This window comes from Thalassolituus sp. (assembly GCF_034111725.1).
GTDB lineage: Bacteria > Pseudomonadota > Gammaproteobacteria > Pseudomonadales > Oceanobacteraceae > Thalassolituus.
This window is the reverse complement of sequence record NZ_JAWUWR010000081.1, coordinates 70,715-94,101: the sequence shown is the minus strand read 5'-3', so window position 1 is coordinate 94,101 and position 23,387 is coordinate 70,715. Positions and strand designations below refer to the sequence as shown.

The window sequence follows — 23,387 nt, the reverse complement described above, 5'->3', positions numbered from 1 at the left end:
TCATGCTTCGTGGCGTAATAAGTCTTTTAGCGATTGCCCTACTAGCGTTCACTACGGTGACTACGCTGTCTGGCAACGTGCGCCCGCAAGTTATGGACGAATTACACAAAACGGGCAAAGTCATCATGGTGACGCGTAACAGCCCTACGACCTATTTCGATGATCGTGATGGCGCTACTGGCTATGAGTACGAACTCGCCAAAGCGTTTGCTCATTACCTCGGCCTAGAGCTAGAAATTTTAGTTGCCGATAACCTTGAAGGCGTAATGGCTGCTCTAGAAAGCGGGCAGGCACAATTTGCAGCCGCCGGTTTAAGTAAAGAACAAACTGCCGATTACGCGTTACATTACTCGCCAAGCTATATGACTGTGTCTGAATATATAGTGATGCGCCGCGGTGGAGAGCGCCCTAAGTCATTAAATGACCTAGCCCAAAGTAGCTTAATGGTTACTGCGCATTCGCGTCATGCTAGTAGCCTACGTCGCTGGCAGCGTGATCAGCTACCAAGCCTAAGCTGGCAAGAAAGTACCGATTTGGAAGCGTCTGATTTGATGCAACTGGTATCGGATGGCGATTTAGACTACACCATGGTGAATTCCAACGAGTTCCAAATGATGCAGACTTACCTGCCGAACTTGGAAGTTGCGTTCACCCTAGGTGAATTGCAGAGTGTCGCTTGGAGCTTTCCACAAAATTCTGACGACGGCTTAGCCCAAGAAGCATTCAACTTTTTCTACCAAGCCGAAACCGGTGCGGTATTAGCAGAGTTATCCGAACGTTTTTACGGACACCTTGGCCAATTTGATTACGTCGGTGCTCAGCGTTTCTTACGTCATTCACAACGCGCCCTTCCACGTTATTTGGCCCACTTTCAAAAAGCAGCAGACGATAATAACTTCGACTGGCGCTTACTCGCAGCCATGGGATACCAAGAAAGCCACTGGAATCCGAAAGCTCGCAGCTACACCGGCGTGCGAGGCATCATGATGCTAACGCAGAATACAGCCAGCGAACTGGGGATAGAAAATCGCTTGGATCCAATGCAAAGTATCGAAGGCGGTGGTCGTTATCTAGCAAAATTACGCAGTCGTATTGACGATGAAGTCCAGGAACCCGACCGTACTTGGATGTCGCTAGCCGCTTATAATGTGGGTTATGGACACCTTAACGACGCACGTAAGCTAACCAGCCAGTTAGGCAAAAATCCAAACTTGTGGATTGATGTTAAAGACAGCTTACCTTTGTTGAGTCAGCGTCGTTATTACCGCAATACCCGCTACGGTTATGCTCGTGGTCAAGAGCCCGTCAACTACGTACAAAATATTCGTCGCTATTACGATGTCTTAGTATGGAATGATGAACAGTATGCAACGATTGGAGAAGGTAGTGGTGCATTACAGGTGTCATCTCTAAACGTGACTGTAGTACCACCTCTTCTTTAATCGTTATGTAAACGCCATCAATATTTTGATGATCTTGGTGATGCTTGTTTCAGACGCTTTTTAGCATCACGCCGTAATTGAAAAAACTCCGACATAATTTCAGAACACTCGGCGGCTAATACCCCACCCTCAATTTCTAAGCGATGATTTAACCAAGGTTGAGAAAATACCTGAGTGGCACTTTCAACGGCGCCGGCTTTCGGCTCTGTCGCACCATAAACAAGACGGCCGATACGGCTGTGGATAAGCAATCCAGAGCACATAGTGCAGGGTTCAACAGTGACATAAAGTGTGGCATTGGCAACTCGATAGTTACCGATACGTTTGGCTGCATCACGCAAAGCAACCATTTCTGCATGGGCACTCGGATCGATGGTTGTGATTGGGCAATTAAATCCAGCACCAATAACGATACCATCCAACACCACAATAGCCCCCACAGGAACCTCTCCAGCAGCAAATGCCTGCTGAGCTTGCAGCAAGGCTAAGCGCATCGCACTTTCATCATCTACGATGGGCAAACCAATGGGTGACAACATAAAATTCAGCTTATATAAGTTGACGCTATTGTAGTTAAGCGAGAGAGAAATTGGTATTAACTGCTCAAAATGGCACAATGTTGGTTAAATCCAATATGAGTTTATTTTATGTGGACACAAACCATACTGCCGCGTTTTGTTGATACCGATGCTTTAGGTCACATTAATAATACGGTATTGCCCGTCTGGTTTGAGGATGCACGCACGCCCATATTTCGCTTTTTCACACCTGATTTAAATCCTAAAGACTGGCATTTAATTGTGGCGAAAATTGAAGTTGAATATACCGACGAACTTTTTTATGGGCAAGATGTTCAAGTGCGTACGTTTATAGGACGCATAGGGAATACATCATTTCTGGTTGAACACGAAGTATGGCAAAGCAACCGCTTATGCGCTCGAGGCAATGCTGTAATGGTGCATTATGATCACACAGCCAAAGTTTCTTGCCCTCTTCCAGAAACCATTAAGAAAGCTCTCAGCGAGCATTTAGTAACACTCTAAATACTCACAAAATCTGGTTACGGCTGGTATATTAATTGCGATCCCAGCCGCTATCTTGCAAGCCAGCATCGGCTTCATCATCAGAATGCAGCACTTTCTCTAAATCGGCAGTATGCTGTTTTGCCATCGTCAAGAATGCCTTTTCATCGGCAATCACTTCCGTTAACGCGTGGACATTTTTCTCATCGTGATGTTTAAACAGCATAGCGGCACGATGCGCTTGATAGGCTCTATACCCTAAATTCTTTAACGCGTGTTCACCTAACGACAATGCTGAGTCAAACGTTTCTCGCTCTACGTGATCAGCCCCTGCATGCAGCAATTCAGCAGCCTGGCGACGACCAGCGGCGCGAGCGAGAATGCGCAAGCTAGGATAATGACGACGAACTTGATGCACAGTTTCGAGCGTGCGTTGGTGATCATCAATCGCGAGCACCAACAGCCGTGCATTAGCGATACCGGCAGATTCTAATAATTCCATTCTCGAGGCATCGCCATAAAACACTTTATGACCAAAGCTACGCACCAAATCCACTTGCGAAGCATCATGCTCAAGCACTGTGATATTAAAACCGTTCATTCGTAGTAAACGACCTACGATTTGTCCGAAACGACCAAACCCCACCAATATAGCTTCTCCTTCAGCATCATGTGGTTCAATGGTATCGGTTGGCCTGACATTAGCGTTGCCCGAAAGTTTAGGTAACACCACCCGCTCATTGAGCACGAATAACAAGGGAGTAATGGCCATTGATAGCGCTACCACTAGCCCCATCGGCTCAACAATCGCTGCCGGCAAAATATCTTGGCTAGACGTAAAACTCAGTAAAACGAATGCGAATTCACCGCCTTGTGCCAACGAAAACGTAAAAATAGCATTGCTACGAGCCGACATACCAAAGCCCCACCCTAGCACTAATAAAATCACCATTTTAATCAGCACTAGCCCTACTACTAAGGCAAGGATCGGCCACGGATTTTCTAAAAACAAACCGAAATCGATGCTGGCACCAACTGAGATAAAAAACAGCGCCAACAGTAAGCCTTTAAAGGGCTCGACTTCGGCTTCTAGCTCATGTCGGTATTCGCTCGTTGCTAAAACCACACCCGCAATGAAAGTACCTAAAGCCGGTGAAAGACCGACATATTCCATTAATACAGCAATACCAACCACCAGCAACAATGCCATCGCGGTAAAAGTTTCACGTAACTTGGTTGCCGCAATAATACGAAATACATGGCGGCTAACTAAGCGTCCGACGACGACAATCGAACTGACTACTGCTAGTACCAGCAGCGTACCTTGCCAGCCTGGTAAACCATGCTTCGCAGAGACATGCTCCACGTCGGTGACCGCCAACAAGGGTAATATTGCCAACATAGGTATAACGGCGATGTCTTGAAATAACAAAACCGAAAATGCCGATTGCCCAGCATCGTTTTTCATCAACCCTTTTTCATTTAGGGTTTGCAATACAATGGCCGTCGATGACAGCGCTAGAATCATGCCGATCGCTGTCGCATGCTGCCAGCCCATATCGAGCGCCATCGCCACACCCGCAATGGCAACCGTGGTAAGCACAACTTGCAATCCACCCAAACCGACAATGGGAACACGCATACGCCACAAGAGTGATGGCTGCAGTTCTAAGCCGACCAGGAATAACATCATGACGACGCCAAACTCGGCGAAATGCATGACACCGCCAATATCAGTACCGATGAAACCAAATGCAAATGGACCAATAACCGCACCGGCGGATAAATACCCAAGCACCGAGCCCAACCCGAGACGACTAGCAACCGGCACTGAAATCACAGCAGCAAGTAAAAACACCAATGCCTGATGCATTAAACTAGTTTCAGCCATGAGTCATTCCCGCCAGTAATGCAATTAACTTATCCCGATAGCCATTAGCAACGTCTTGCATAGCTGCTTGAGTCTTCTGACGGCTCGAGAATATTTCGTAAGGCGTTTCGTAGTGCATACCACACAGATGGGCAATTTGAGGATAAGCAATGAAGAAATCCGCTAGGGAATGGCGATTAATGCCGCTCTCCGAATAAGAGCTATGAGATGCACCTGCGGTAAGCACTGGCCAAAATACTTTTCCTGCTAATTTTTGACTGTTACGCCCGTAAGCAAAGCCATATACCAGCACAAGATCCTGCCACTCTCGAAGCAAGGCTGGGGCGTTGTACCAATAAACAGGATGTTGAAAAACAATGATGTCATGTTGAAGCAACAAAGCCTGCTCGCGTTCAACATCTATATGAAAGTTTGGATACTGCTCATACAGATCATGAACCGTCACATCAGCAATACCAGCAATGGTATCCAGTAAGGTTTGATTCGCTTGAGAGCGTTGATGAGCAGGATGGGCATATATAATAAGCGCTTTCGCCATCATCAGCCGCCCGACTTACGAACGGTGAAACCACGCTTAGTTAATTCAGCCACCAGCAAATCTCTCTGATCCCCTTGAATTTCAACAACGCCATCTTTTAAGGCACCGCCAACACCGCATTTTTTCTTTAAATCTTTCGCTAATGTTTTGAGCTCTGCACCGACCAAAGGTATACCTGTGATCAAGGTCATAACCTTACCGCCACGACCTTTCGTTTCGCGACTAACGCGCACAATACCGTCACCCTGCGGCTGCTCATCTTCGCCGCATCGGCAGTCTGCAATTGCAGCTCGACAATCAGGGCAAGTGCGACCAATTTCAGTAGAGTAAACTAAACCGCCAGAAGAGAATTTTTTCGACATGGGTACATCTTATTGCTGTATTTAATGAAGGCAAACTAACCGATACTATCCGTTGAATCAACGAAACATGCTAGTAAAAACCAAACAAAACGAAGAGAGTTTTCAGTCGAACAATACGTCGATAAAAGGAAACTTCAACATAACCACAGTGCCCTTACCATTTTCACTCGTGATTGATAACTCGCCACCATGATTCAACATCAGGTTATACGCTACCGTCAGACCCAAACCGATACCGGCACCGATTTCTTTACGAGTAAAGAAAGGGTTAATAGCGCAACGAACGTCTTCTTCGCTCATACCAACCCCGGTATCTTTAATAAAAATCGATACCGACTCATCATCGTGTTCCCCAGCTATTTCAATCGTACCTCCGTTCGGCAGTGCATCAATCGCATTTTGCAAAATCTTGCCAAACACCATCATCACTTGAGATCGAACAGCCTTCACTGCTGGCAAACCATCTAATAAAGCGTATACCCTAATAGTATCGTGTTCTAACAAACCATAATCACTAAGGCACTCATCCATAACGGCTTGCAAATTTAACGACGACTTTTCTTGTTGGTCAGCATTCGCAAACGTGCGTAGCTCGCCAACGATATTACGCACTCTCTCCAAACTACTTTTCGACGCTCTTACCAAATCTGGAGCATCTTCGCGGACAAAATCAAAATCGATAGTCTGTCGTAAGTTCGCTAATACTTTTCTTACAGATACATCGCCAATTTGATTTTCTGCTTGCTTGTACTGCTCAGCCAATTCAATTAATTCGGTTAAATACTCGCTTAGTGTGGCGATATTACTGTAAACAATGGCGACTGGATTATTAATTTCGTGCGCCATACCGGCTGCCAAATGCCCCAGCGATGCCATCCGCTGTGCTTGCAGTAGTAAGTTTTGCGTGCGCTGCAATTCGTCAATGCTACTTCGTAACTGGTGGTTACTTGCATGCAATTCTTTGGTTCTATCTTTTACTTTTTCTTCCAACTGCTCATTTAACAGGCGAACTCGCGATTCTGCATTTTTGCGCTGCGCTATTTCGTCGTTTACTGCACGTAATAAATCGTTCATTTTACAGGCTAAATCATCCAGCTCCGTGTACTTGAGTGCCTCTTCAACTTCCAACGATAGCGATGGAGCATGTAAATCCACATCCAATAATCTTGTTGCTAAGCGCTTTATTGGCCCGGTAAGTCGAGTGCGGAAGACAAGTATCAAAACAAATGCCAAAACAATATTGCGTAAAATATCCAATAAAAAAGTCGTTAATGCACGTCCTTCAAAACCTTTACGCACCTGTTCCTCATCGGCCAGCAATATCAATTCTCCAATTTCACGATTCAGTGAACTGTAGGCCTCTGGCTCATATAAAACGACGGAATAAGCGCGTACGACCTTGCTCGTAGGAATATCTTTTGGCGCAATACCAGCAGAGATTTCAAAGCCAGCCTTTTTTTCTACAATACGCGCTGCAATTACCGCAGGATTGACCACTAAGCTATCCAAGATAGCTTCCATAGAACTGGAGTCATAATTGTATAGCGCTAATGCGCTGGGAACTCGCTGGCCATTAATGAGACGCTGGGCATTTTCATCGAACCGTTGGCTTTCTGCAACGTAGTCTGTGCTAATTTGCACACCACTAAACAGCAAACCGAGCAGTACGCTGCACAGCACCACGTATAAAGTGAGCTTCTTCTCAATGGATGATGTCGTCTGCTGAGCCAAAACTAGCTCCTACTTTTATATGTACCCAAAGTATAGACGGCCTTTGGCTGTTCGCTGACCTCAGCTACATTAAGAGACGCAAGTCACAATAGTTACTCAGCAGCCGCAAGCTAACGTTTAGTTGCGAGAAGATCTTGGAATAGCAACCGCGGTTCTGTCGAGGACCTTGCGCATAACAAAACTAGAATGAACACCACTCACGCCCTCAATACGCGTTAACGTGCCCAACAAGAACTCTTGGTACGCCTGCATATCTTCAACCAGTACCTTAAGTACGTAGTCAGCAGATTGCCCTGTAATTAGGTAGCACTCCAATACCTCTGGGCAGGCACTGACCTGCGCTTCAAAGTTATCGAAACGCTCAGGAGTATGACGATCCATGCTGATTTGAATGAGGGCCAGCAAATCCAAGCCCAAACGGCGGGCATCTAGATGGGCTCTATACCCCTGAATTAAGCCACTATCCTCGAGTGCCTTTACACGGCGAGAACATGGCGATGGCGATAAACCGATTTTATCTGCAAGTTCAATGTTGCTTAGGCTACCGTCCACTTGTAGTAACTCTAAAATGCGCTGGTCAGCACGATCCAATTTCACGCGTTCATAACTATTTGAAGCCATAATCCATTGCCCCTCAAGATCAAAGACATTTTTAACTAACTTTAAGAAGATATACGCATTTTAATTCTAAAAATACCGCAAAAGCAAAGCAAGTTCGCAATCATATTTGCTCAAACTGCGCATATACTGTGTTCACACTGTTAAGGCAGAGCAGAACAACCCAACCAGGTTCATCTGTGTGATTGTCCTCACAAGGGTCATGAATGGTTGCGCTCACAAGGCCAAGCCAATATCTGCCAACAGCGACTACTCTACCAATCCGAACACAGCGAGCGTCAAGCCACAAAAAGGTCAGCCGCATCAAGGAACTATCATGAGCACACCAAGCAATCCACGATTTAATCATCGCAAGTACCGTCCGTTCCCAGCGTTGCAAATGCCAAACCGTCGTTGGCCTAATCGCTCGCTCACGAACGCACCACTGTGGTGTTCTGTGGATTTACGTGATGGCAACCAAGCCTTGATTGAGCCTATGTCTGTACAGCAAAAACAGCAAATGTGGGGCTTGTTAGTGCGTATGGGCTTTAAAGAGATTGAAGTTGGCTTCCCTGCAGCATCACAGCCAGATTTTGATTTTGTGCGCTGGTTGATTACTGAAAACCAAATTCCAAACGACGTTACGATTCAGGTATTAACCCAAGCGCGTGATGAATTAATTGAACGCACCTATCAAGCGCTTGAAGGTGCTCGTCGTGCTGTGGTTCACGTGTATAACTCAACATCGCCCGTGCAGCGCGAGAAAGTATTTGCATTAGATAAAGACGGTATCGTCGCGATTGCCCGTCACGGCGCGGAAAAAGTGAAAAGCGAAGCACAGAAATATCCGGCAACCGAATGGGTATTCCAGTATTCACCAGAAAGCTTTTCTAGCACCGAAGTCGAGTTTGCCGTCGATGTCTGCAACGCTGTCATTGATGTCTGGCAACCAAGTGCTGATAACAAGACCATTATTAACTTACCAGCGACAATTGAATCGGCGATGCCTAATGTATTCGCTGATCAAGTCGAATGGTTCTGTGATCACGTCAACAAACGCGATTGTTTAACCATTAGCATCCACACGCATAACGATCGCGGCTGTGCCGTTGCCGCATCAGAATTAGCTTTATTGGCCGGAGCTGATCGTATTGAAGGTACCTTGCTAGGTAATGGCGAACGTACTGGCAATATGGACATCGTGACGATGGCGATGAACTTATACAGCCAAGGCATTGATCCTAAACTAGACATCAGTGCCGCTGACGACATTATCGCTACGGTCGAAGCGTGTACGAATATTCCAACGCACCCTCGCCACCCTTGGTTAGGTGAATTGGTCTACACCGCTTTTTCCGGCAGCCATCAAGATGCGATTCGCAAGTGCTTAGCTGTGCAAGAAGATGACGCGGTCTGGGATGTAGCCTACTTGCCCATTGACCCGCAAGACTTGGGACGTAACTACCAATCGGTTATCCGAGTGAATAGCCAGTCGGGTAAAGGTGGCGCGTCTTACTTATTGGAGCAAGAGTTGGGTATTACCTTGCCACGCTGGATGCAAATTGAATTGGCTCAACACATCCAAGCCTTAGCCGAAACCGAGCAAGGTGAAATATCACCACAAACCATTGTGCAGGTATTCCGTAAGGCCTTTATGCCTAATGATGGGCGCTATATGTTAGCCAGCTATCAAACAGAGCATGGCAACCTAGAAAACGGCGAGCATCATCGTATTCAAGCCTGCCTGCACGATGGCAGCCAATTATTAACCGTGCACGGACATGGATTAGGCAGCATTAGCGCTTTTACTGATGCATTACACAAAACCACCGGCGTCGATGTACAAGTGGTGCAGTTTGAAGAGCAAGCGTTAACAGAAGGTTCGAATGCGCAAGCAATGGCCATGGTTCAGGTCAATGTTGCAGGACAACGCTATTGCGCTGCAGCACAAGATGCCGACACTTTATCGGCAAGCCTACAAGCCATTGTTTCTGCATTAAATATTGCGTTAATTCGCAATGAAAAAGCAGCTTAAATTTAACTGACGGGCTACACTAGCAGCAGAGGCAGGAATTCTCGTACGAACGGGAGTTTCTGCCGTTGTCAGCCGCAATAGGACGCCCTTCATGACGCTGCTAGCCCTTCATTTTGACGAAGTAACTATCCGTATTGCCTTACGTCGCACACCAACAGCGCATGCTTTACTCAAAGCCGTACCCTTTGAATCGACAATCCAAACTCGAGGGGCTCAAGTATTGTTCGATTGCCCGATACGAGTAACACCCGAAGATAAAGCGACCAATATCGTGCAACCCGGAGACATTGCTTTTTGGTCTGATGGCAGCTGTTTAGCCATAGCATTTGGTAAGACGCCCACATCACAAGGTAATGAAATACGATTGTCTTATCCTTGTAATATTTGTGGCGATGCCTTAGATGAAGTAACGCAATTAAAGTCGGTAAAAGCCGGCACGCGTGTGCGCGTCGAGTTTGCCGAAGGTTAATTTAGCCTTGCTTTGGCCCATCACGAGCATACAACACACTGGCAGGAATACCTGCGCGGGCGAAACATTGCAGCCAAGCTTGCTGATTTTTCTGCAAGGTATCACCAGGGCCTTTCACCTCTATCAGCTCGTATAAATGCTCGTTTTTATTCGTACTATTAAACACAATTAAATCAGGCAAACCGCTGCGATGATTTCGCAAATCGTTCAGTATAAAACGAAACATCGCTAGCCAATGAGCACGCGGAATGGCTTGCAACGCACCGGCTAACAAGCCATAAGAAAACTCTGCTGTTAAAAACTCCCAATGAACAAAAGGATTAGCTTTACCTTGATGCAAGGTAAAGCTAGCCGCTAGGTCATCGACAAATTCCACCAAGCTTTGCTGCTCAAGTTGCTGCCAACGACGAGTAAACAGGGTTTGGCGCTTGGCAATAAAGTCATCGTCGTATAAATCTGCAGGACGTATTTGAAAAGGATGATAAAAAGCACCCGTAATCGGTGCAAAAATTACATCCCAAAAATACAAACCAAAAACACTAGGAATGAGTGCGTTTTCGCAATAATAAGCCTGACACGGATATTGTTCTTGCAAGTAAGATAAGGCCGCAACCTCGACTCCCAGTCGCGATCTTTGCTCGCTTGCTAAATAGATCGTTTGCGTTGATATATCAATCGGTTTGCTCGTTAACTCTTTGATCAAACTAACAGCCGTATTTGGGTCTGAAAAAATATCGACTGGTTTAAATGCACGCGGTACAAAACTATGTAGAAACTGTAATTCTTCTTCAGACATTGGCGCTGCATTCATTTTAACGGCTAGAGCTAACGCTGCCTCCCATTGTTTAAGCTTAACCAGTAAGCGTAGGCTACGCTCGCGTGCCGGATGCAGCGCTATAACAGCATATAAACTGAGTGCACCATCATAATCTTCTAATCGCTCCAGTTGACGCCCGATTAACAACCGTGTGCGATCGAGTTTACGTTTTAATAATTCATCATCTACAGCAACAGTGAACGCCTGCGACCATGCCAATAAAGCATCAGTTTGGTATTGGCTAACATCTCCCATAATCTCAACAGTATTAAAATACTCAAGATGATGCTCTAACATCACCCTTGATTGGCACCAGCGCGAAGGTTGCTCTAACGCGTAGGATTCGTAACGATAGATACCTAAATCACGCAACACAAAATCGGTTAAGCTTTGTTGTAAATTACCAAAGAATAAAAGCCGAAAAGACTGAAGTTCTTGCTCGCCATAAACGCAAACCACAGGACTTTTGATCCACTGAGTAATCAGCTGTGGGGTTCGGTTTAATTGCTGCAATACAAGCGGCTCAAGTTCATCGCGACGAAAGCGACGACCACAGGACAGCCACTGCTCCATTTCGTTTTTAGTAAATAACGATAGCCATTCGCCATCATCAAAATCAACACTTAATTGTTCTGGTTGAAATACACCGAAATAACGACTTGTTGCCAATTCAGCAATTGCAGAGGGAATATCGGCTATTTCTTCATAATGAATTTTATCTACTCGAAATAAGTCACCGCGTCGTCCAGATAGCCTGACATACAAACATTGGGCTGCAACAGATAACTGCCAAAATTCATCTATAAAACTGCACTCGTCTTCCGATAGGAGGTCTCGATATAAGCTATTTACGTGGTGAATAAGATGTAAGAAATTATCGAGATAATAGGTCGGCGTTAGTTCAACCTGCTTCGTAGGGGACGTTTGAGTATAAGTCGAAAATTGTGTTGTTGAGCTAACCATCATGTTGTCCACTGCCGAACCTTCCGAGTGGCAACATGTGGTTAGTAGAATACTGATACGCCGCCGCCCTTAAAGTGTACGATTAGCAGCACCTCCTGTCAGCCAAAACAGCGACAAAGAAATACCAACTAAGGTCACCCGCACCGTATCAAAGATACGCTTTAGAGCATCTCTAATACCATGCAATCAACGGCCTATCAGTTTAATTAATTATTTTTCTTTGGCTGATGATGCGGTTCTATTGGCGTCGTACCATAACTTACTAGCTCACCAACTAACCAACCACCGATGAAGCCAGTAGCAGTTGCTTCAAGAGACATTCCAGTAGTTGCGCCAATGATCATGCCTAGGCCAGCACCTACCAAACCTCCGGTTACTAACGCTTTATTACGATAACGAGCTAAACGTTCGTCTTTCATATGTTTATCCTCCGGATCGTTCCTGTAAGACATCCTAGATCAAGACTTTTGTCCTGAGCCTATTTTTGTCCCGCTTACGTCCTGTTGTGTGAGTTGCCTCACTTAAAAAGTTATATCAGATGCTTTTACGCGGTCAATGTGACCAGAGTAAATAAGACAGGTTCCATTCGGCGAAATAGACATTTTTTGACAATTTACTGACTTAAACCAGATTGTTTGTGCTGCTTTTGATGGCACGACGTTAGTCGTATGCACCAGAATCCTTCAGATAGACAGGATTTACGAGAGTGACCAAGACAAGTTGTCTCAATTGGCATCTTTGCGAAAAGATTACAGCGAAAATAAGATATTTTAGAGGAGTTGGGCAGAACAGAACGGCAAACCGGCAACCGTCGCTGCCGGTCTTATGTGGCCATCGAAATGGCCGACATTTTAGTGGTGATGACCACCTTCGCCATGAACATGGCCATGAGCCAGTTCTTCTTCACTTGCATCGCGAACGCTTTCAACTTTAACCGAGAAAGCCAAAGCCTTACCCGCTAGAGGGTGGTTAGCGTCAACGGTCACAATGTCTTCTTCAACCGCAGTAACGATCAAGTTAATTGGGCCGTGTTCAGTTTGTGCAGTAAATGCCATGCCTGGTTCAACTTGCTCAACACCTTCAAATGCCGCTACCGGTACTTGCTGGATGCGCTCATCGCTGTATTCGCCATAGGCGTCAGCTGGTTCTACTTGTACTTCGAACTCATCACCCACTACTTTACCTTCCAATGCTTGTTCTAAGCCCGGAATGATGTTTTGAAAGCCGTGTAGATAAGTCATTGGCGCACCGCCTTCAGAAGAATCGATCACTTCGCCACTGGCGACATCAACGACCTTGTAATGAATGGTGACGACCTTGTGCTGTGCAATTGTCATAGCGTTTTTGTCCGTTGTCGTGGCCCCGATGGGCGTGTATTTGCATTACGCAAAGGCGACTTGAGGGGTTTCCAACAGCGGCCGGTCTCTACGAAGGTAGTAGAGTATAACAAGTGAATAGATGAGTATCACCCCGTGTGCCCGATCAAAATCAGCCAACACGCGTATCTAGATGGCAAAGGGCGTAAAAATATTAGAAATGAAATTTCAAATAATCAGCTGCCACATCTCGACTTAGGGTGCGCACGCCCTGCTCACCGTCGAAGCGAATTTTCACATACTGATCGTCTTGAGATATTAAAACGCCCGTACCTAACGAATCGTGAGTGACTCGCGTAACGCCTTGTTTACCGGGAAACTTCTGATCAACGACGCCACCATTGGCTGGCGAATGAACCGCAGCACGTTGGGCGCTAAGCTTAGGCGCTGCCATCGTGAATTTAAGCTCACCGGTCTGGATACCACTGTGCGACAAATGCTCTAAGTACTGAGGCAACCAATCGGGCAGAGCCCCGAATTGCGGATTCAATTCGATGGCACCACCACCCTGCTCAATGGTTTTCATCAGGGTCAAGCAGCGTTCCACTGCCATTTCACGATCAAAACGGCTCGGCCAATCGCGAGATGTGGTATCTCTTGCCGCTTTTTCAGTTGGCGTTGGCGCGAGCAAATGCAGTTGTTCTCTTGCTCGAGTCATAGCCACATAAAGCAAACGACGCTCGCTTTCTTCACTGGCGGCGGTGGTAAATTCGCCGTCCGGCGTATAGGGATAATAATGAGCATTTAATCCCGGAATGATCACCACAGGCCATTCACGACCTTTGCTTTTATGAATTGACGTAAGTAGAACGCCACTCGCCTGCCGTTGCTCACGGCGCTGTTGACGCAATTCACGTAAATACAACAAGGTATCTTCGCTACTTTTATCCAGTTCGCGAATAAAGCGTAAAAATGCTCGGATCGTTTGCAAACGATCTTCAATTTGCTGCGCGGAAAATGCGCTATCTTCAATACCTTGTTCAAATTCGGTTAAATCGACATAATCTTTTAGCAGTCGATATGCTGATAATTTACCGACCTCTGCATTAGCTAATACTTGCGCACGCGCTTCTAATTGCTGTTTTTGCCATTGGCTTAATGAACCTGGGATGGCACGAAACATGGCCTCGCCCAAATTATGTTCTGCTTGTGCTAAATGCCGTGCTAAGTCTTCTAATACTTGACGCTTAATTTTGGGGTAAGGCGTGGTTAATACATGCAACCAAGCTTCTTCTCGTGCCGCATAATCACGGCGATTAAATTCGCCAGCAGCAATTTCCAACAGCAACCAAAAGATGCGTAATTCCCAGCGTTCTAATACCGATTGAGCGTTATCCAACTGATACGGAATACCGGCAGCCAGTAAAGCCAATTCTACTGGCGCGCATAAGGCCCATAAACGATTGATAACCGCAATATCTTCCAGCGGTCTTTGCTTGGCTTCTTCTTGAATAAGAGTCAGCGTCAGCGCTGGCTCATAACGTGCTTGATGCAATTGCACACGCGTATTTGGCGTTGAAACGTGAGACAAACACAATACGGGTTCACGTTCGTGATTATGATGAATTAAATGATTGGCCATTAAACTTAAGCGATGGCCATAACGAAACGTATGCGGTAACTGATAACACGTCACATCGCCCATTTCGCGATCAAACAGCTCAACAATAAACTCAGGGCGAGAGCCTCGAAATTCATAAATCGTTTGGTCTGGATCGCCAATCACCATCACAGAACCACGACCACCATGTAATACGCGCAATAAATTCTGTTGAATATCGTTAATATCTTGATACTCGTCCACCAGAATCCATTGCATATGGCCAGCAAAAATATCGGCAATTTCGGGATGCGCGCGGAAACACATCACCGGGTCGTAAATCATGTCAGCAAAACTAATACGCCGATTTTGCTTACGCCAATCTTCGAACTGATAAAATAGTTCGATAAAAATTCGGCACTGCGGCGGCAAATCTAAGCTATCGAAGACATCGGCGGGCGGTAAAAAACCGGACTTGACTAAATCGATGAAACTGAGCGCTGGCTCAACCCATTTTTTGCGTTGTGACAGAATATCTTGTTTGGTTTCGTCATCGGCAAGTTGCTGCAATAAACGCCAGACCATAGGTTCCATTTCACCATCGGATAGCGGCTTACCCTGAAATGCCGGTAAGGCACCGCGCTCGATCAATTTTTGATAAAGACGTAAGCCCAACGAATGAAAGGTACGAATGTCCGGAATCGGCTGATTCGGCATCACTTGCTTGAGCTTGGCTTGAAACTCAACCTGCGCAGCCTTGTTGTACATCAGCACTAAGATGCGTCGCAACGGCACACCCTGTACGACCCTAGCTTGAATAAAGTGAGCTAGCGTCGTCGTCTTGCCCGCTCCAGCGACAGCCACAACCCGAGCATGGCCCTGAACGTGGGCCACAACAGCCTGCTGCTGCGGCGTTAAACCGCTGGCATTGGAGGCGTTTTGAGGTGGTAGATGCTGAGACACGCGCGGGTTTCCGACTGTAAAACCCGAATGGTAGGAGGTTTAGCGGCTAAGGGCTAGTGCTGTTAGAGCAGAGACAAAAAAGCTCCATCAGTTGACGGAGCCTTGATACGATCAAATTACAGCTTAGGCGGCCTTCATAAGGCTTCGAATACCACTCTTAGCATTTGCTTCTTTCGCTAATTTTCTTTCTTCCTCGCTTGCGTAATGTTTATCCCAATGTTGAACTTTTGGAGTCATTAAGGCATGCCATAGAGGCGGAATCAAAGCGACGACAATAGTGGTCAAATAACCATTGATCATCATAGGTGCATCAGGATACGGACGCAGATCCTGATACGGCACTTCACCTTGAGCATGATGATGCGAATGACGAGTTAAATTAAACATACTCCAAGAGCTGAAACGCTTATTAGTATTCCATGAATGGCGCGGCTGTACTGGCGTCGTCTCAGGATTACGTACCATGCCATAGTGTTCCATGTAATTCACAATTTCCAACAGAGATTTACCCGCCAAGCCCGCAGCAACAAACAGTAGCATTGCTTCAACGCCGCCAGCTAAATACGCTAACGCAACAATAAACGCACTCATCAAATAACCGCGAAGTACAGAGTTACGGAATGATATAACGGATTTACCCAGCTTATTTAAACGTTCTTTTTCTAACTCTAACGCACTGATATTACCGCGAATAGTTGAACTTAAAATGTGGAAATAAACATTTCGTCCGCGCGGCGCAGTCGCTGGATCTTTAGTCGTGCTCACATAACGGTGATGGCCATAAACATGTTCGACGGCAAAGGCAACATCAAAGCTAAAAGCCAATAACCAACGTCCAATGAACATAGAAACAGGATCCCACGTACGGTGAGTCAGCTCATGAGCCGTGATTGTACCAATCAAACCTATCATTAAACCGGTAATAATGACCGCGGAAACTGCGACTCCTACGCCGCCAGCTGCACGATTCGCCAGTACATCAATACCCGTCTGGGATTGAATAAATGCCCCTGCACCCAATACATCCGTCGCGCTAACCTGCCAAATAAATGCAAAGACGATTAAGCTAAGTATCGGCAGAGCGAACCACAATTGAATAGTTAACACTCCCGGATGCTTAAAATTCGGGGTGCTTGTATCATCCCCTAATATTGCATCGAGAATAATATAGCCAGAGAACAGACCAATTAGACCGTAGATAACCCAACCTTCACCTAAGAATAGAACCGATGCGGCAGCTAGTCCGATAAGATGAAATAAGAAATACTTCAAATAATGAAACATAATTTTTCCCTGTTATTTATAAATTTTTACTTACTAGTTCCGTAAGAGCGGTCTAAGAACTTGTCGCTAAAAACATCGTTTATCGATATTCCAGCGTCGTTTAAAACTGCTTCAGCCGCATCCAACATAGGCGGAGGACCACAGAGGTATGCTTGTTTATTAGGGCCGGCAAAACGCTTCAGTGACTCGGTAATAAAACCGCGCTCACCCTGCCAGTCTGATTCTTCAGACTCTGCCGATAGAACTGGAATAAATTCAAACTTACCCGCCCAGTTATCTTGGATACGAATAATTTGATCTAAGCAGTACAAATCGTTTTGAGTACGCGCACCAAATAAGAAAGTGACATCACGCGGATTTTTAAACTGCAAGGCATCTTCAAGAATGGCCAATATAGGAGCCAAACCACTGCCACCAGCGATCAAAATTAATGGCTTATCACTATTGCGCAGATAAAAATCGCCATAAGGCCCTTCAACTACAATAGATTGACCTGTCTCGGCGCTTTCATTCATCCAAGTCGACATTTCACCACCCGCAACTTCGCGAATAAAAAATGTCAGGTATCGTCCACCCTGATTACCCGTTGGTGTTGCGAACGAATAACTACGCGGCGCATCAATTAATCCAGGTACTGATAACAAAGCGTATTGCCCAGCTAGATAGGTCATCGAGTTATCTAACTCAACATCAATTTTTACGATGTCGTGAGTTAATTTATCTTTGCCAATAATTCGTCCAGCGGTAGCCACTGGAGCCGCACCTACGCCGTCAACCAAACTATCAATTCGAATGGTCACATCCCCTTTGGGAATCGACTGGCAACCCAAAATATACGACTGATCCAAATCTTCTTTGCTAAGAATATAAGCGGCAGATGTTAGTTCTTTGACCTTTCCAATTTTTAGCTGGCATTTGCATGTTGCGCATCCACCCACACGACAACTGTGAGGAAAGCGCACGCCCTGCCGCAGCGCCGCGGCCAAAATGGTTTCCTTTGGCTTCACCTCAAACTCACCATCAATGCCTTCGATGGTTAATTTGCTTGGTTGAGCCGATTTAAATAGACCAAACATGGATATCCCCACACATAGGAATAGTTCCTATCCTGTATTATTGTAGGACAATCCTACCATGAGAATTGTATTGGGTAAGGTTATTTCTCGCCACAGACGACGGCTTCAATAGAATTTTATGGCCGTATTAGTGACCAAAATGTCTTACTAGGAGATAAGAAATAGAGAATCTGCGCGGTTATAGACCTCGTTGCAGCACTCTGTCAGCCCGTGCCAGCCACTGATCTAACGCGAGAATTTTTATGCTAAGAACACTGATCTAAATCAAGTTATTGAGCTAGGATACTAAGGCTGTAAAAGGCCTTAACGCTCAATGAGGTCAAATCTAGTTGGCTAACAACAGGAGAATACGATGACGACATCTTTTACCGGAGGTTGTTTATGCGGATTAGTTCGCTATCAAATCAATGGCAACCCTATACGCTTTTACCACTGCCATTGCAGTCGCTGTCGCAAAGCTAGCGGAACCGGCAATGCATCAAACTTAATGGTCGAGCTAGAAAGTTATCAGTGGACGAAGGGCGAACATCTCATTAAGCATTTTAAGGTGCCGGAAGCGGAGCGCTTTACCAATTATTTTTGCAGCGAATGCGGAAGCCCGCTACCAAAGATTCGCCCGAACATGGGGATTGCCGTTATACCAGCGGGCACTTTAGATAGCGCCCCAGCAATGAAACCACAAGCACATATTTTTTGGACTTCACGCATAGAATGGTCGTGTGAATCAGGAGATTTGCCGGTATTTGAGGAATATCAAAGCGATAGTTAAACGCGACGTTACAACAAAAATAGTCGAGCAACTGAATGCGAGAGTTTACTTACGCCCTAACAATAATGACTCACTAATCGACACAAACTCATCCGCAGCATTAATGAGTGACTGAGCCGTTAATGCTGCCGCGCCATACACTATCGTTTTAGCACCATCTCGTTTCACACGTTCGAGTGCTAAATCAAAGTCACCATCACCAGATAGCAATACAACGAGATCCGACTTAGGTGCTGCATCGAGCAAATCTATGGTAATACCAACATCCCAATCGCCCTTAGCAGAACCATCACGACGTTGAATAAAAGGTTTTAGCCGTACTTCAAAACCAATTTGATGCAGGATACGTTGAAAGTTCATCTGCGCGGCATCGCCACGATCAATGGCATAAGCGACGGCACGCACTACCTCTCGGCCTTGAGTAATTTCATCCCAAAATGCCTGATAGTTAAAATGACGACCGAAGGTCTGACGTGTGGTGTAGTAAATGTTTTGCACATCTACGAAAATCGAAATACGTTCTGCCATGGAATATCCATTCAAACTATCTGAGAGTGACGACTAGCATAACACCACTTTCCCGACCGAACTAAAATTCAAAAAAAGGCCGCTAATAGCGGCCTTGAAGTAGAGATAATTTAAAATTTCTGATTTATCCGGCAACTGCCAAATCCGACTCAGCTTCAGCCAACATAGCAAACTCTTCATCCGCTGATTTAGCGACTAAGTGCTTACTGCTATAACCAAAATAGTAAGCGGCACCAATGACGAACAATACGATGGTGAAGAAGAATGCGCGCGGATCAAAAGCATAGACACCCGTTAAGGCAATCAAAGACAAGACCAAAGCAATACCAGAAGTGACAACACCACCTGGGGTTTTATAAGGGCGCACTAACTCAGGTTGTTTAATACGCAATAAAATATGGCTAAGCGCCATTAACGCATAAGACACAGTTGCACCAACAACCGCCATCGCCAACATAAGGTCACCTTCGCCACTTAACGAGGCTAAGAAGCCAAAAATACCTGGTACGATTAAAGCGCGCGCTGGCACTTTACGTTCAGTCGTTACCGATAACGCTTTTGGTAAATAACCCGCACGCGACAATGCAAACACCAAACGGCTATAGCCATAGATAATTGAGAAGAAAGAGGCAACCAAACCTGCCAGACCAAGCACGTTTACTAAGGTCGCTAAACTTGCATTACCTGTTGCATTCAATGCATCCACTAGAGGCACCGCACTTGCCCCCATTGCCGTAGCACCTGCGGCACCCGGCACTAACACGACTACCAGTAGCGCGGTAAATAACAAGAAAATCATGGCTCCGATAATCCCTTTAGGTACATCTTTACCCGGATCTTTGGCTTCTTCAGCCGCCAAAGGTACACCTTCTACCGCTAAGAATAACCACATAGCAAAAGGTAAGGCTGCCCAAACACCGTACCAACCAAGTGGCAACATCTCGCTTGCGCCGGCCGCATCGGTAGCGGCAATATCAAATAGCAACGCAGAATCAAAACTTGGAATAAGGGCAACGCCCGTCGCAATAATTGCGAATACGGCCAAGCCGCTGATCACCATCATAACTTTTAATGCTTCCCCCACACCCGCCAAATGAATACCGACGAATACTAAATAAAATGCGGCATATACCCAGGGGCCATTCACCCCAATTAAAGACTCCACCGCAGACCCGATAAATATGACGATAGCGGCAGGCGCTAAGGCATATTCGATTAAAACGGCTAACCCAGTCATATATCCACCGGCAGGCCCCATTGCTTGACGAGCGAAGCTATAACCGCCGCCAGCGGCCGGAATCGCTGCCGACATTTCTGCCAGCGACAGCACTAAGGTTAAATACATAATCGCCATTAATACCGCAGCGATAGCAAAACCACCCCAACCGGCTTCGGCAATACCAAAGTTCCAACCGGCGAAATCACCGGAAATAACATATGAAACACCTAAGCCTGCTAGAAGAATCCAGCCTGCTGTGCCGCGCTTTAATTGCCGTTTGGCAAGATACTCTTGATTTTCATTCGACATGATTAACCCTCTTTTCTGTGCAATTTTTAAATCAGTTTTTAAATGGGTAAAAAGCCATCCCGCTCTATTCAGAAAGCAGGAAGTTCTTCTGTTCAACGTGATGCTCAATAACATCATCTTGAGTACGATCTTTTAGATTCACGCCCGAAAGCTTCAAACGTCGAGCTTCGCGCAATAAATATAAAGCACGACGAGCAGCTTCTGGATATTGCAGTCCGGCAGGACGAATATTGGAAATACAGTTACGACTGGCGTCGTTAAGACCCGATTTAGGATTCCATGTTAGGTATAAACCTAAACTGTCGGGCGAACTTAACCCCGGACGCTCACCAATCAATACCAACACCGCGCGGGCATTGAGTAGCTCACCAATATCATCCCCAATCGCTACTCGGCCCTGCTCTACAATGGTGATCGGTGAGAGTGACCATGGCTGATCTTCGGCTATTAGTAGTTCAGATAGCTGCTCAATAAACGGCACCGCATTTTTTTGCACCGCTAACGACGACAGTCCATCGACAACAACAATAGCAAGATCGTATTCAGGCTCAGCATGAGGCGCAGTGGGGCTGTTATCTAAGTTATTAGCCATAAATTGAATTAGTTTTTGCCGCGACTCGTCACTCAGTGCACGGCCTTGGTCGGGGCGTTGTAAATACGTGATTCTGTCTACGGCTTGGCTATGCAAACCAAGTGTTTTTTGATTAGGAATTAGCCCTAGTAAGCTTTTGATATCACGGCAAATAGCTTCGGCATCCAGCGGAAAATGCACTGCATCACGCGCCTGAGCATGAGATAACTGAAAAGCTAACATCTCTTTGGTGGGCAAACTAACACCGGCACGGCCTAAGCCGATTCGCGCATCGGTAAATTCGCGCAAGCGCCGCCATGGGTTATTGACGACTTTGCCATTTTCTTCATGTTCGTTAATGTCGCTCACAAGCCACCTCCCGGCAAAGCTTTTAGCGAACGTGCAAAAGGCTCAGGTAATGAATCATTTAAAATATGCTGATTGGCATTTTTCATAATCTGCATTTTCGTTAGCCAATGTTCAAACTCAGGGGCAGGACGTGAGCCCAACACACGACGCACATATAGCGCATCGTGAAATGATGTCGTTTGATAATTCAGCATGATGTCGTCAGAACCGGGAATCCCCATGATAAACGAGCAGCCAGCAACACCTAATAAAGTAAGTAAGTTGTCCATATCATTTTGATCAGCTTCGGCATGATTGGTGTAGCAAACATCGCAGCCCATTGGCACACCGAGTAATTTTCCGCAGAAGTGATCTTCTAGTCCGGCACGGGTAATTTCTTTACCGTCGAATAAATATTCAGGGCCAATAAAGCCGACAACAGTATTGACCAATAAAGGTTTAAATTTTCGTGCCACAGCATAAGCGCGCACTTCGCAGGTTTGTTGATCTAAACCATGATGCGCATTAGCTGACAACGCACTGCCCTGACCTGTTTCAAAGTACATAACATTATTACCGACATTACCGCGTCGTAAACTCAGAGCGGCGTCTTGGGCTTCAGCGAGGGTATTTAAATTAAAACCAAAACTGGAATTCGTTGCTTCAGTACCACCGATAGACTGAAACACTAAATCGACCGGGGCTCCGGCTTCTATACATTCAATGGTATTAGTAACGTGAGTTAACACACAGGATTGAGTCGGAATTTCATACTTCTCAATCACATCACTCATCAAATTCATGAGCTGAATTGCCTGCGCTACGTTATCTGTTGCCGGATTAATACCAATAACGGCGTCACCACTACCGTAAAGCAAGCCATCTAAAATACTGGCGGCTATTCCATTTACATCATCGGTTGGATGGTTCGGTTGTAGACGAGTTGATAAGTGCCCCGGCAAACCTATAGTGTTGCGAAAGGCAGTAGTAACATGACATTTTTTAGCAACTAGAATTAAATCTTGGTTGCGCATAATTTTACTGACAGCCGCGGCCATCTCTGGCGTAACACCCATACGAATACTGGCTAAAACACTGGGTGTTGCATGATCACTGAGCAGCCAATTACGGAAATCGCCAACCGTTAAGTGAGCAATAGGCGCAAAGGCTTTATCATCATGCTCATCAATAATAAGGCGGGTTATTTCATCGCTCTCGTAAGGAATAAGTACGTCATTTAAAAAGGTTGTTAATGGCACATCGGCCAACGTCATTTGTGCGACTGCACGTTCTTCTGCCGATAACGCAATCACTCCAGCTAAACGATCACCAGATCGCGCAGGCGTTGCTTTTGCCATTAACTCGGCAAGATTGCGAAATTGATAGGTCTTGCTACCCAGCGTGTAGCAATATGACTTACTCATGTGTTCACCTCAGGAACGAAACTTGCTGTACTCTTTTACAGAGTCCACTTTTCTATAATGTGGAAGATGCGATATATATTCCGACCGACTATCAAATTTTGGCAAACCTTTGT

The 23,387-nt window shown here is 45.8% G+C and carries 21 protein-coding genes; 5 read left to right on the top strand and 16 right to left on the bottom strand.

Annotated elements, in window-relative coordinates; genetic code table 11:
- Nucleotides 1–2 precede the first annotated feature (2 nt).
- Nucleotides 3–1,442, top strand: a complete 1,440-nt coding sequence (gene mltF, locus UXZ23_RS14350) for a membrane-bound lytic murein transglycosylase MltF (RefSeq protein ID WP_320821234.1) — start codon at nucleotides 3–5, stop codon at nucleotides 1,440–1,442.
- A gap of 17 nt (nucleotides 1,443–1,459) precedes the next feature.
- Here the strand turns inward: mltF and tadA are convergent, their stop codons facing one another.
- Complete coding sequence (tadA, locus tag UXZ23_RS14345; RefSeq protein ID WP_320821233.1) at nucleotides 1,460–1,981, bottom strand: tRNA adenosine(34) deaminase TadA; 522 nt, start codon at nucleotides 1,979–1,981, stop codon at nucleotides 1,460–1,462.
- 108 nt (nucleotides 1,982–2,089) lie between these two features.
- On the opposite strand from tadA, the gene UXZ23_RS14340 reads away from it, so the two are divergent.
- Nucleotides 2,090–2,485 carry a thioesterase family protein gene (locus UXZ23_RS14340; RefSeq protein WP_320821232.1) on the top strand — a complete coding sequence of 132 codons (396 nt, stop codon included), beginning with the start codon at nucleotides 2,090–2,092 and terminating at the stop codon, nucleotides 2,483–2,485.
- A 31-nt stretch (nucleotides 2,486–2,516) separates the two neighbouring features.
- Here the strand turns inward: UXZ23_RS14340 and UXZ23_RS14335 are convergent, their stop codons facing one another.
- The 5 genes from UXZ23_RS14335 to UXZ23_RS14315 all read right to left on the bottom strand — a co-directional run bounded on the left by UXZ23_RS14335 (nucleotide 2,517) and on the right by UXZ23_RS14315 (nucleotide 7,607).
- The gene (locus UXZ23_RS14335) at nucleotides 2,517–4,355 is read right to left on the bottom strand and encodes a monovalent cation:proton antiporter-2 (CPA2) family protein (RefSeq protein WP_320821231.1); all 1,839 of its coding nucleotides are present in this window, start codon (nucleotides 4,353–4,355) and stop codon (nucleotides 2,517–2,519) included.
- Entirely contained in the window at nucleotides 4,348–4,896 is a 549-nt protein-coding gene (locus UXZ23_RS14330; protein ID WP_320821230.1) for an NAD(P)H-dependent oxidoreductase, read from the bottom strand. Before UXZ23_RS14330 ends, UXZ23_RS14335 begins: the two co-directional genes overlap by 8 nt.
- Nucleotides 4,896–5,255, bottom strand: coding sequence for a translation initiation factor Sui1 (locus UXZ23_RS14325; protein WP_320821229.1), 360 nt, complete (start codon nucleotides 5,253–5,255; stop codon nucleotides 4,896–4,898). Before UXZ23_RS14325 ends, UXZ23_RS14330 begins: the two co-directional genes overlap by 1 nt.
- A 102-nt stretch (nucleotides 5,256–5,357) precedes the next feature.
- Nucleotides 5,358–6,986, bottom strand: coding sequence for a sensor histidine kinase (locus tag UXZ23_RS14320; protein ID WP_320821228.1), 1,629 nt, complete (start codon nucleotides 6,984–6,986; stop codon nucleotides 5,358–5,360).
- A 117-nt stretch (nucleotides 6,987–7,103) separates the two neighbouring features.
- On the bottom strand, nucleotides 7,104–7,607 hold the full coding sequence (locus tag UXZ23_RS14315; RefSeq protein ID WP_320821227.1) for an Lrp/AsnC family transcriptional regulator: 504 nt from the start codon (nucleotides 7,605–7,607) through the stop codon (nucleotides 7,104–7,106).
- 313 nt (nucleotides 7,608–7,920) lie between these two features.
- On the opposite strand from UXZ23_RS14315, the gene leuA reads away from it, so the two are divergent.
- Both leuA and UXZ23_RS14305 read left to right on the top strand, forming a co-directional pair.
- The gene (gene leuA, locus UXZ23_RS14310; protein WP_320821226.1) at nucleotides 7,921–9,618 is read left to right on the top strand and encodes a 2-isopropylmalate synthase; all 1,698 of its coding nucleotides are present in this window, start codon (nucleotides 7,921–7,923) and stop codon (nucleotides 9,616–9,618) included.
- 91 nt (nucleotides 9,619–9,709) lie between these two features.
- Nucleotides 9,710–10,087 (top strand): cyclophilin-like fold protein, encoded by a 378-nt coding sequence (locus UXZ23_RS14305; protein WP_015487766.1) that lies wholly within the window; start codon nucleotides 9,710–9,712, stop codon nucleotides 10,085–10,087.
- 1 nt (nucleotide 10,088) lies between these two features.
- Here UXZ23_RS14305 and UXZ23_RS14300 read toward each other — a convergent pair whose 3' ends face one another.
- The 6 genes from UXZ23_RS14300 to UXZ23_RS14275 form a co-directional block, all read right to left on the bottom strand.
- Nucleotides 10,089–11,870, bottom strand: a complete 1,782-nt coding sequence (locus tag UXZ23_RS14300; protein ID WP_320821225.1) for a VRR-NUC domain-containing protein — start codon at nucleotides 11,868–11,870, stop codon at nucleotides 10,089–10,091.
- 203 nt (nucleotides 11,871–12,073) lie between these two features.
- Entirely contained in the window at nucleotides 12,074–12,286 is a 213-nt protein-coding gene (locus tag UXZ23_RS14295) for a glycine zipper family protein (RefSeq protein WP_015487768.1), read from the bottom strand.
- A 432-nt stretch (nucleotides 12,287–12,718) separates the two neighbouring features.
- Complete coding sequence (locus UXZ23_RS14290; protein WP_015487769.1) at nucleotides 12,719–13,204, bottom strand: FKBP-type peptidyl-prolyl cis-trans isomerase; 486 nt, start codon at nucleotides 13,202–13,204, stop codon at nucleotides 12,719–12,721.
- A 193-nt stretch (nucleotides 13,205–13,397) separates the two neighbouring features.
- On the bottom strand, nucleotides 13,398–15,746 hold the full coding sequence (locus UXZ23_RS14285; RefSeq protein ID WP_320821224.1) for an ATP-dependent helicase: 2,349 nt from the start codon (nucleotides 15,744–15,746) through the stop codon (nucleotides 13,398–13,400).
- 123 nt (nucleotides 15,747–15,869) lie between these two features.
- A complete protein-coding gene (locus tag UXZ23_RS14280; RefSeq protein ID WP_320821223.1) occupies nucleotides 15,870–17,030 on the bottom strand; it encodes an alkane 1-monooxygenase in 1,161 nt (386 codons plus the stop codon).
- A 26-nt stretch (nucleotides 17,031–17,056) separates the two neighbouring features.
- On the bottom strand, nucleotides 17,057–18,106 hold the full coding sequence (locus UXZ23_RS14275) for a 2Fe-2S iron-sulfur cluster binding domain-containing protein (RefSeq protein WP_320821222.1): 1,050 nt from the start codon (nucleotides 18,104–18,106) through the stop codon (nucleotides 17,057–17,059).
- A gap of 352 nt (nucleotides 18,107–18,458) precedes the next feature.
- On the opposite strand from UXZ23_RS14275, the gene UXZ23_RS14270 reads away from it, so the two are divergent.
- Nucleotides 18,459–18,875: a GFA family protein gene (locus tag UXZ23_RS14270; protein WP_015487773.1), complete on the top strand. Its 417-nt coding sequence runs from the start codon at nucleotides 18,459–18,461 to the stop codon at nucleotides 18,873–18,875.
- A 45-nt stretch (nucleotides 18,876–18,920) separates the two neighbouring features.
- On the opposite strand, the gene UXZ23_RS14265 is transcribed toward UXZ23_RS14270, so the two are convergent.
- From UXZ23_RS14265 to UXZ23_RS14250, 4 genes are all read right to left on the bottom strand, one after another.
- On the bottom strand, nucleotides 18,921–19,403 hold the full coding sequence (locus UXZ23_RS14265; protein ID WP_025264932.1) for an NYN domain-containing protein: 483 nt from the start codon (nucleotides 19,401–19,403) through the stop codon (nucleotides 18,921–18,923).
- A 124-nt stretch (nucleotides 19,404–19,527) separates the two neighbouring features.
- A complete protein-coding gene (eat, locus tag UXZ23_RS14260; RefSeq protein ID WP_320821221.1) occupies nucleotides 19,528–20,931 on the bottom strand; it encodes an ethanolamine permease in 1,404 nt (467 codons plus the stop codon).
- 64 nt (nucleotides 20,932–20,995) lie between these two features.
- Nucleotides 20,996–21,871, bottom strand: a complete 876-nt coding sequence (gene eutC / locus UXZ23_RS14255; protein WP_320821220.1) for an ethanolamine ammonia-lyase subunit EutC — start codon at nucleotides 21,869–21,871, stop codon at nucleotides 20,996–20,998.
- Nucleotides 21,868–23,274, bottom strand: coding sequence for an ethanolamine ammonia-lyase subunit EutB (locus tag UXZ23_RS14250; RefSeq protein WP_015487777.1), 1,407 nt, complete (start codon nucleotides 23,272–23,274; stop codon nucleotides 21,868–21,870). Before UXZ23_RS14250 ends, eutC begins: the two co-directional genes overlap by 4 nt.
- Nucleotides 23,275–23,387 lie beyond the last annotated feature (113 nt).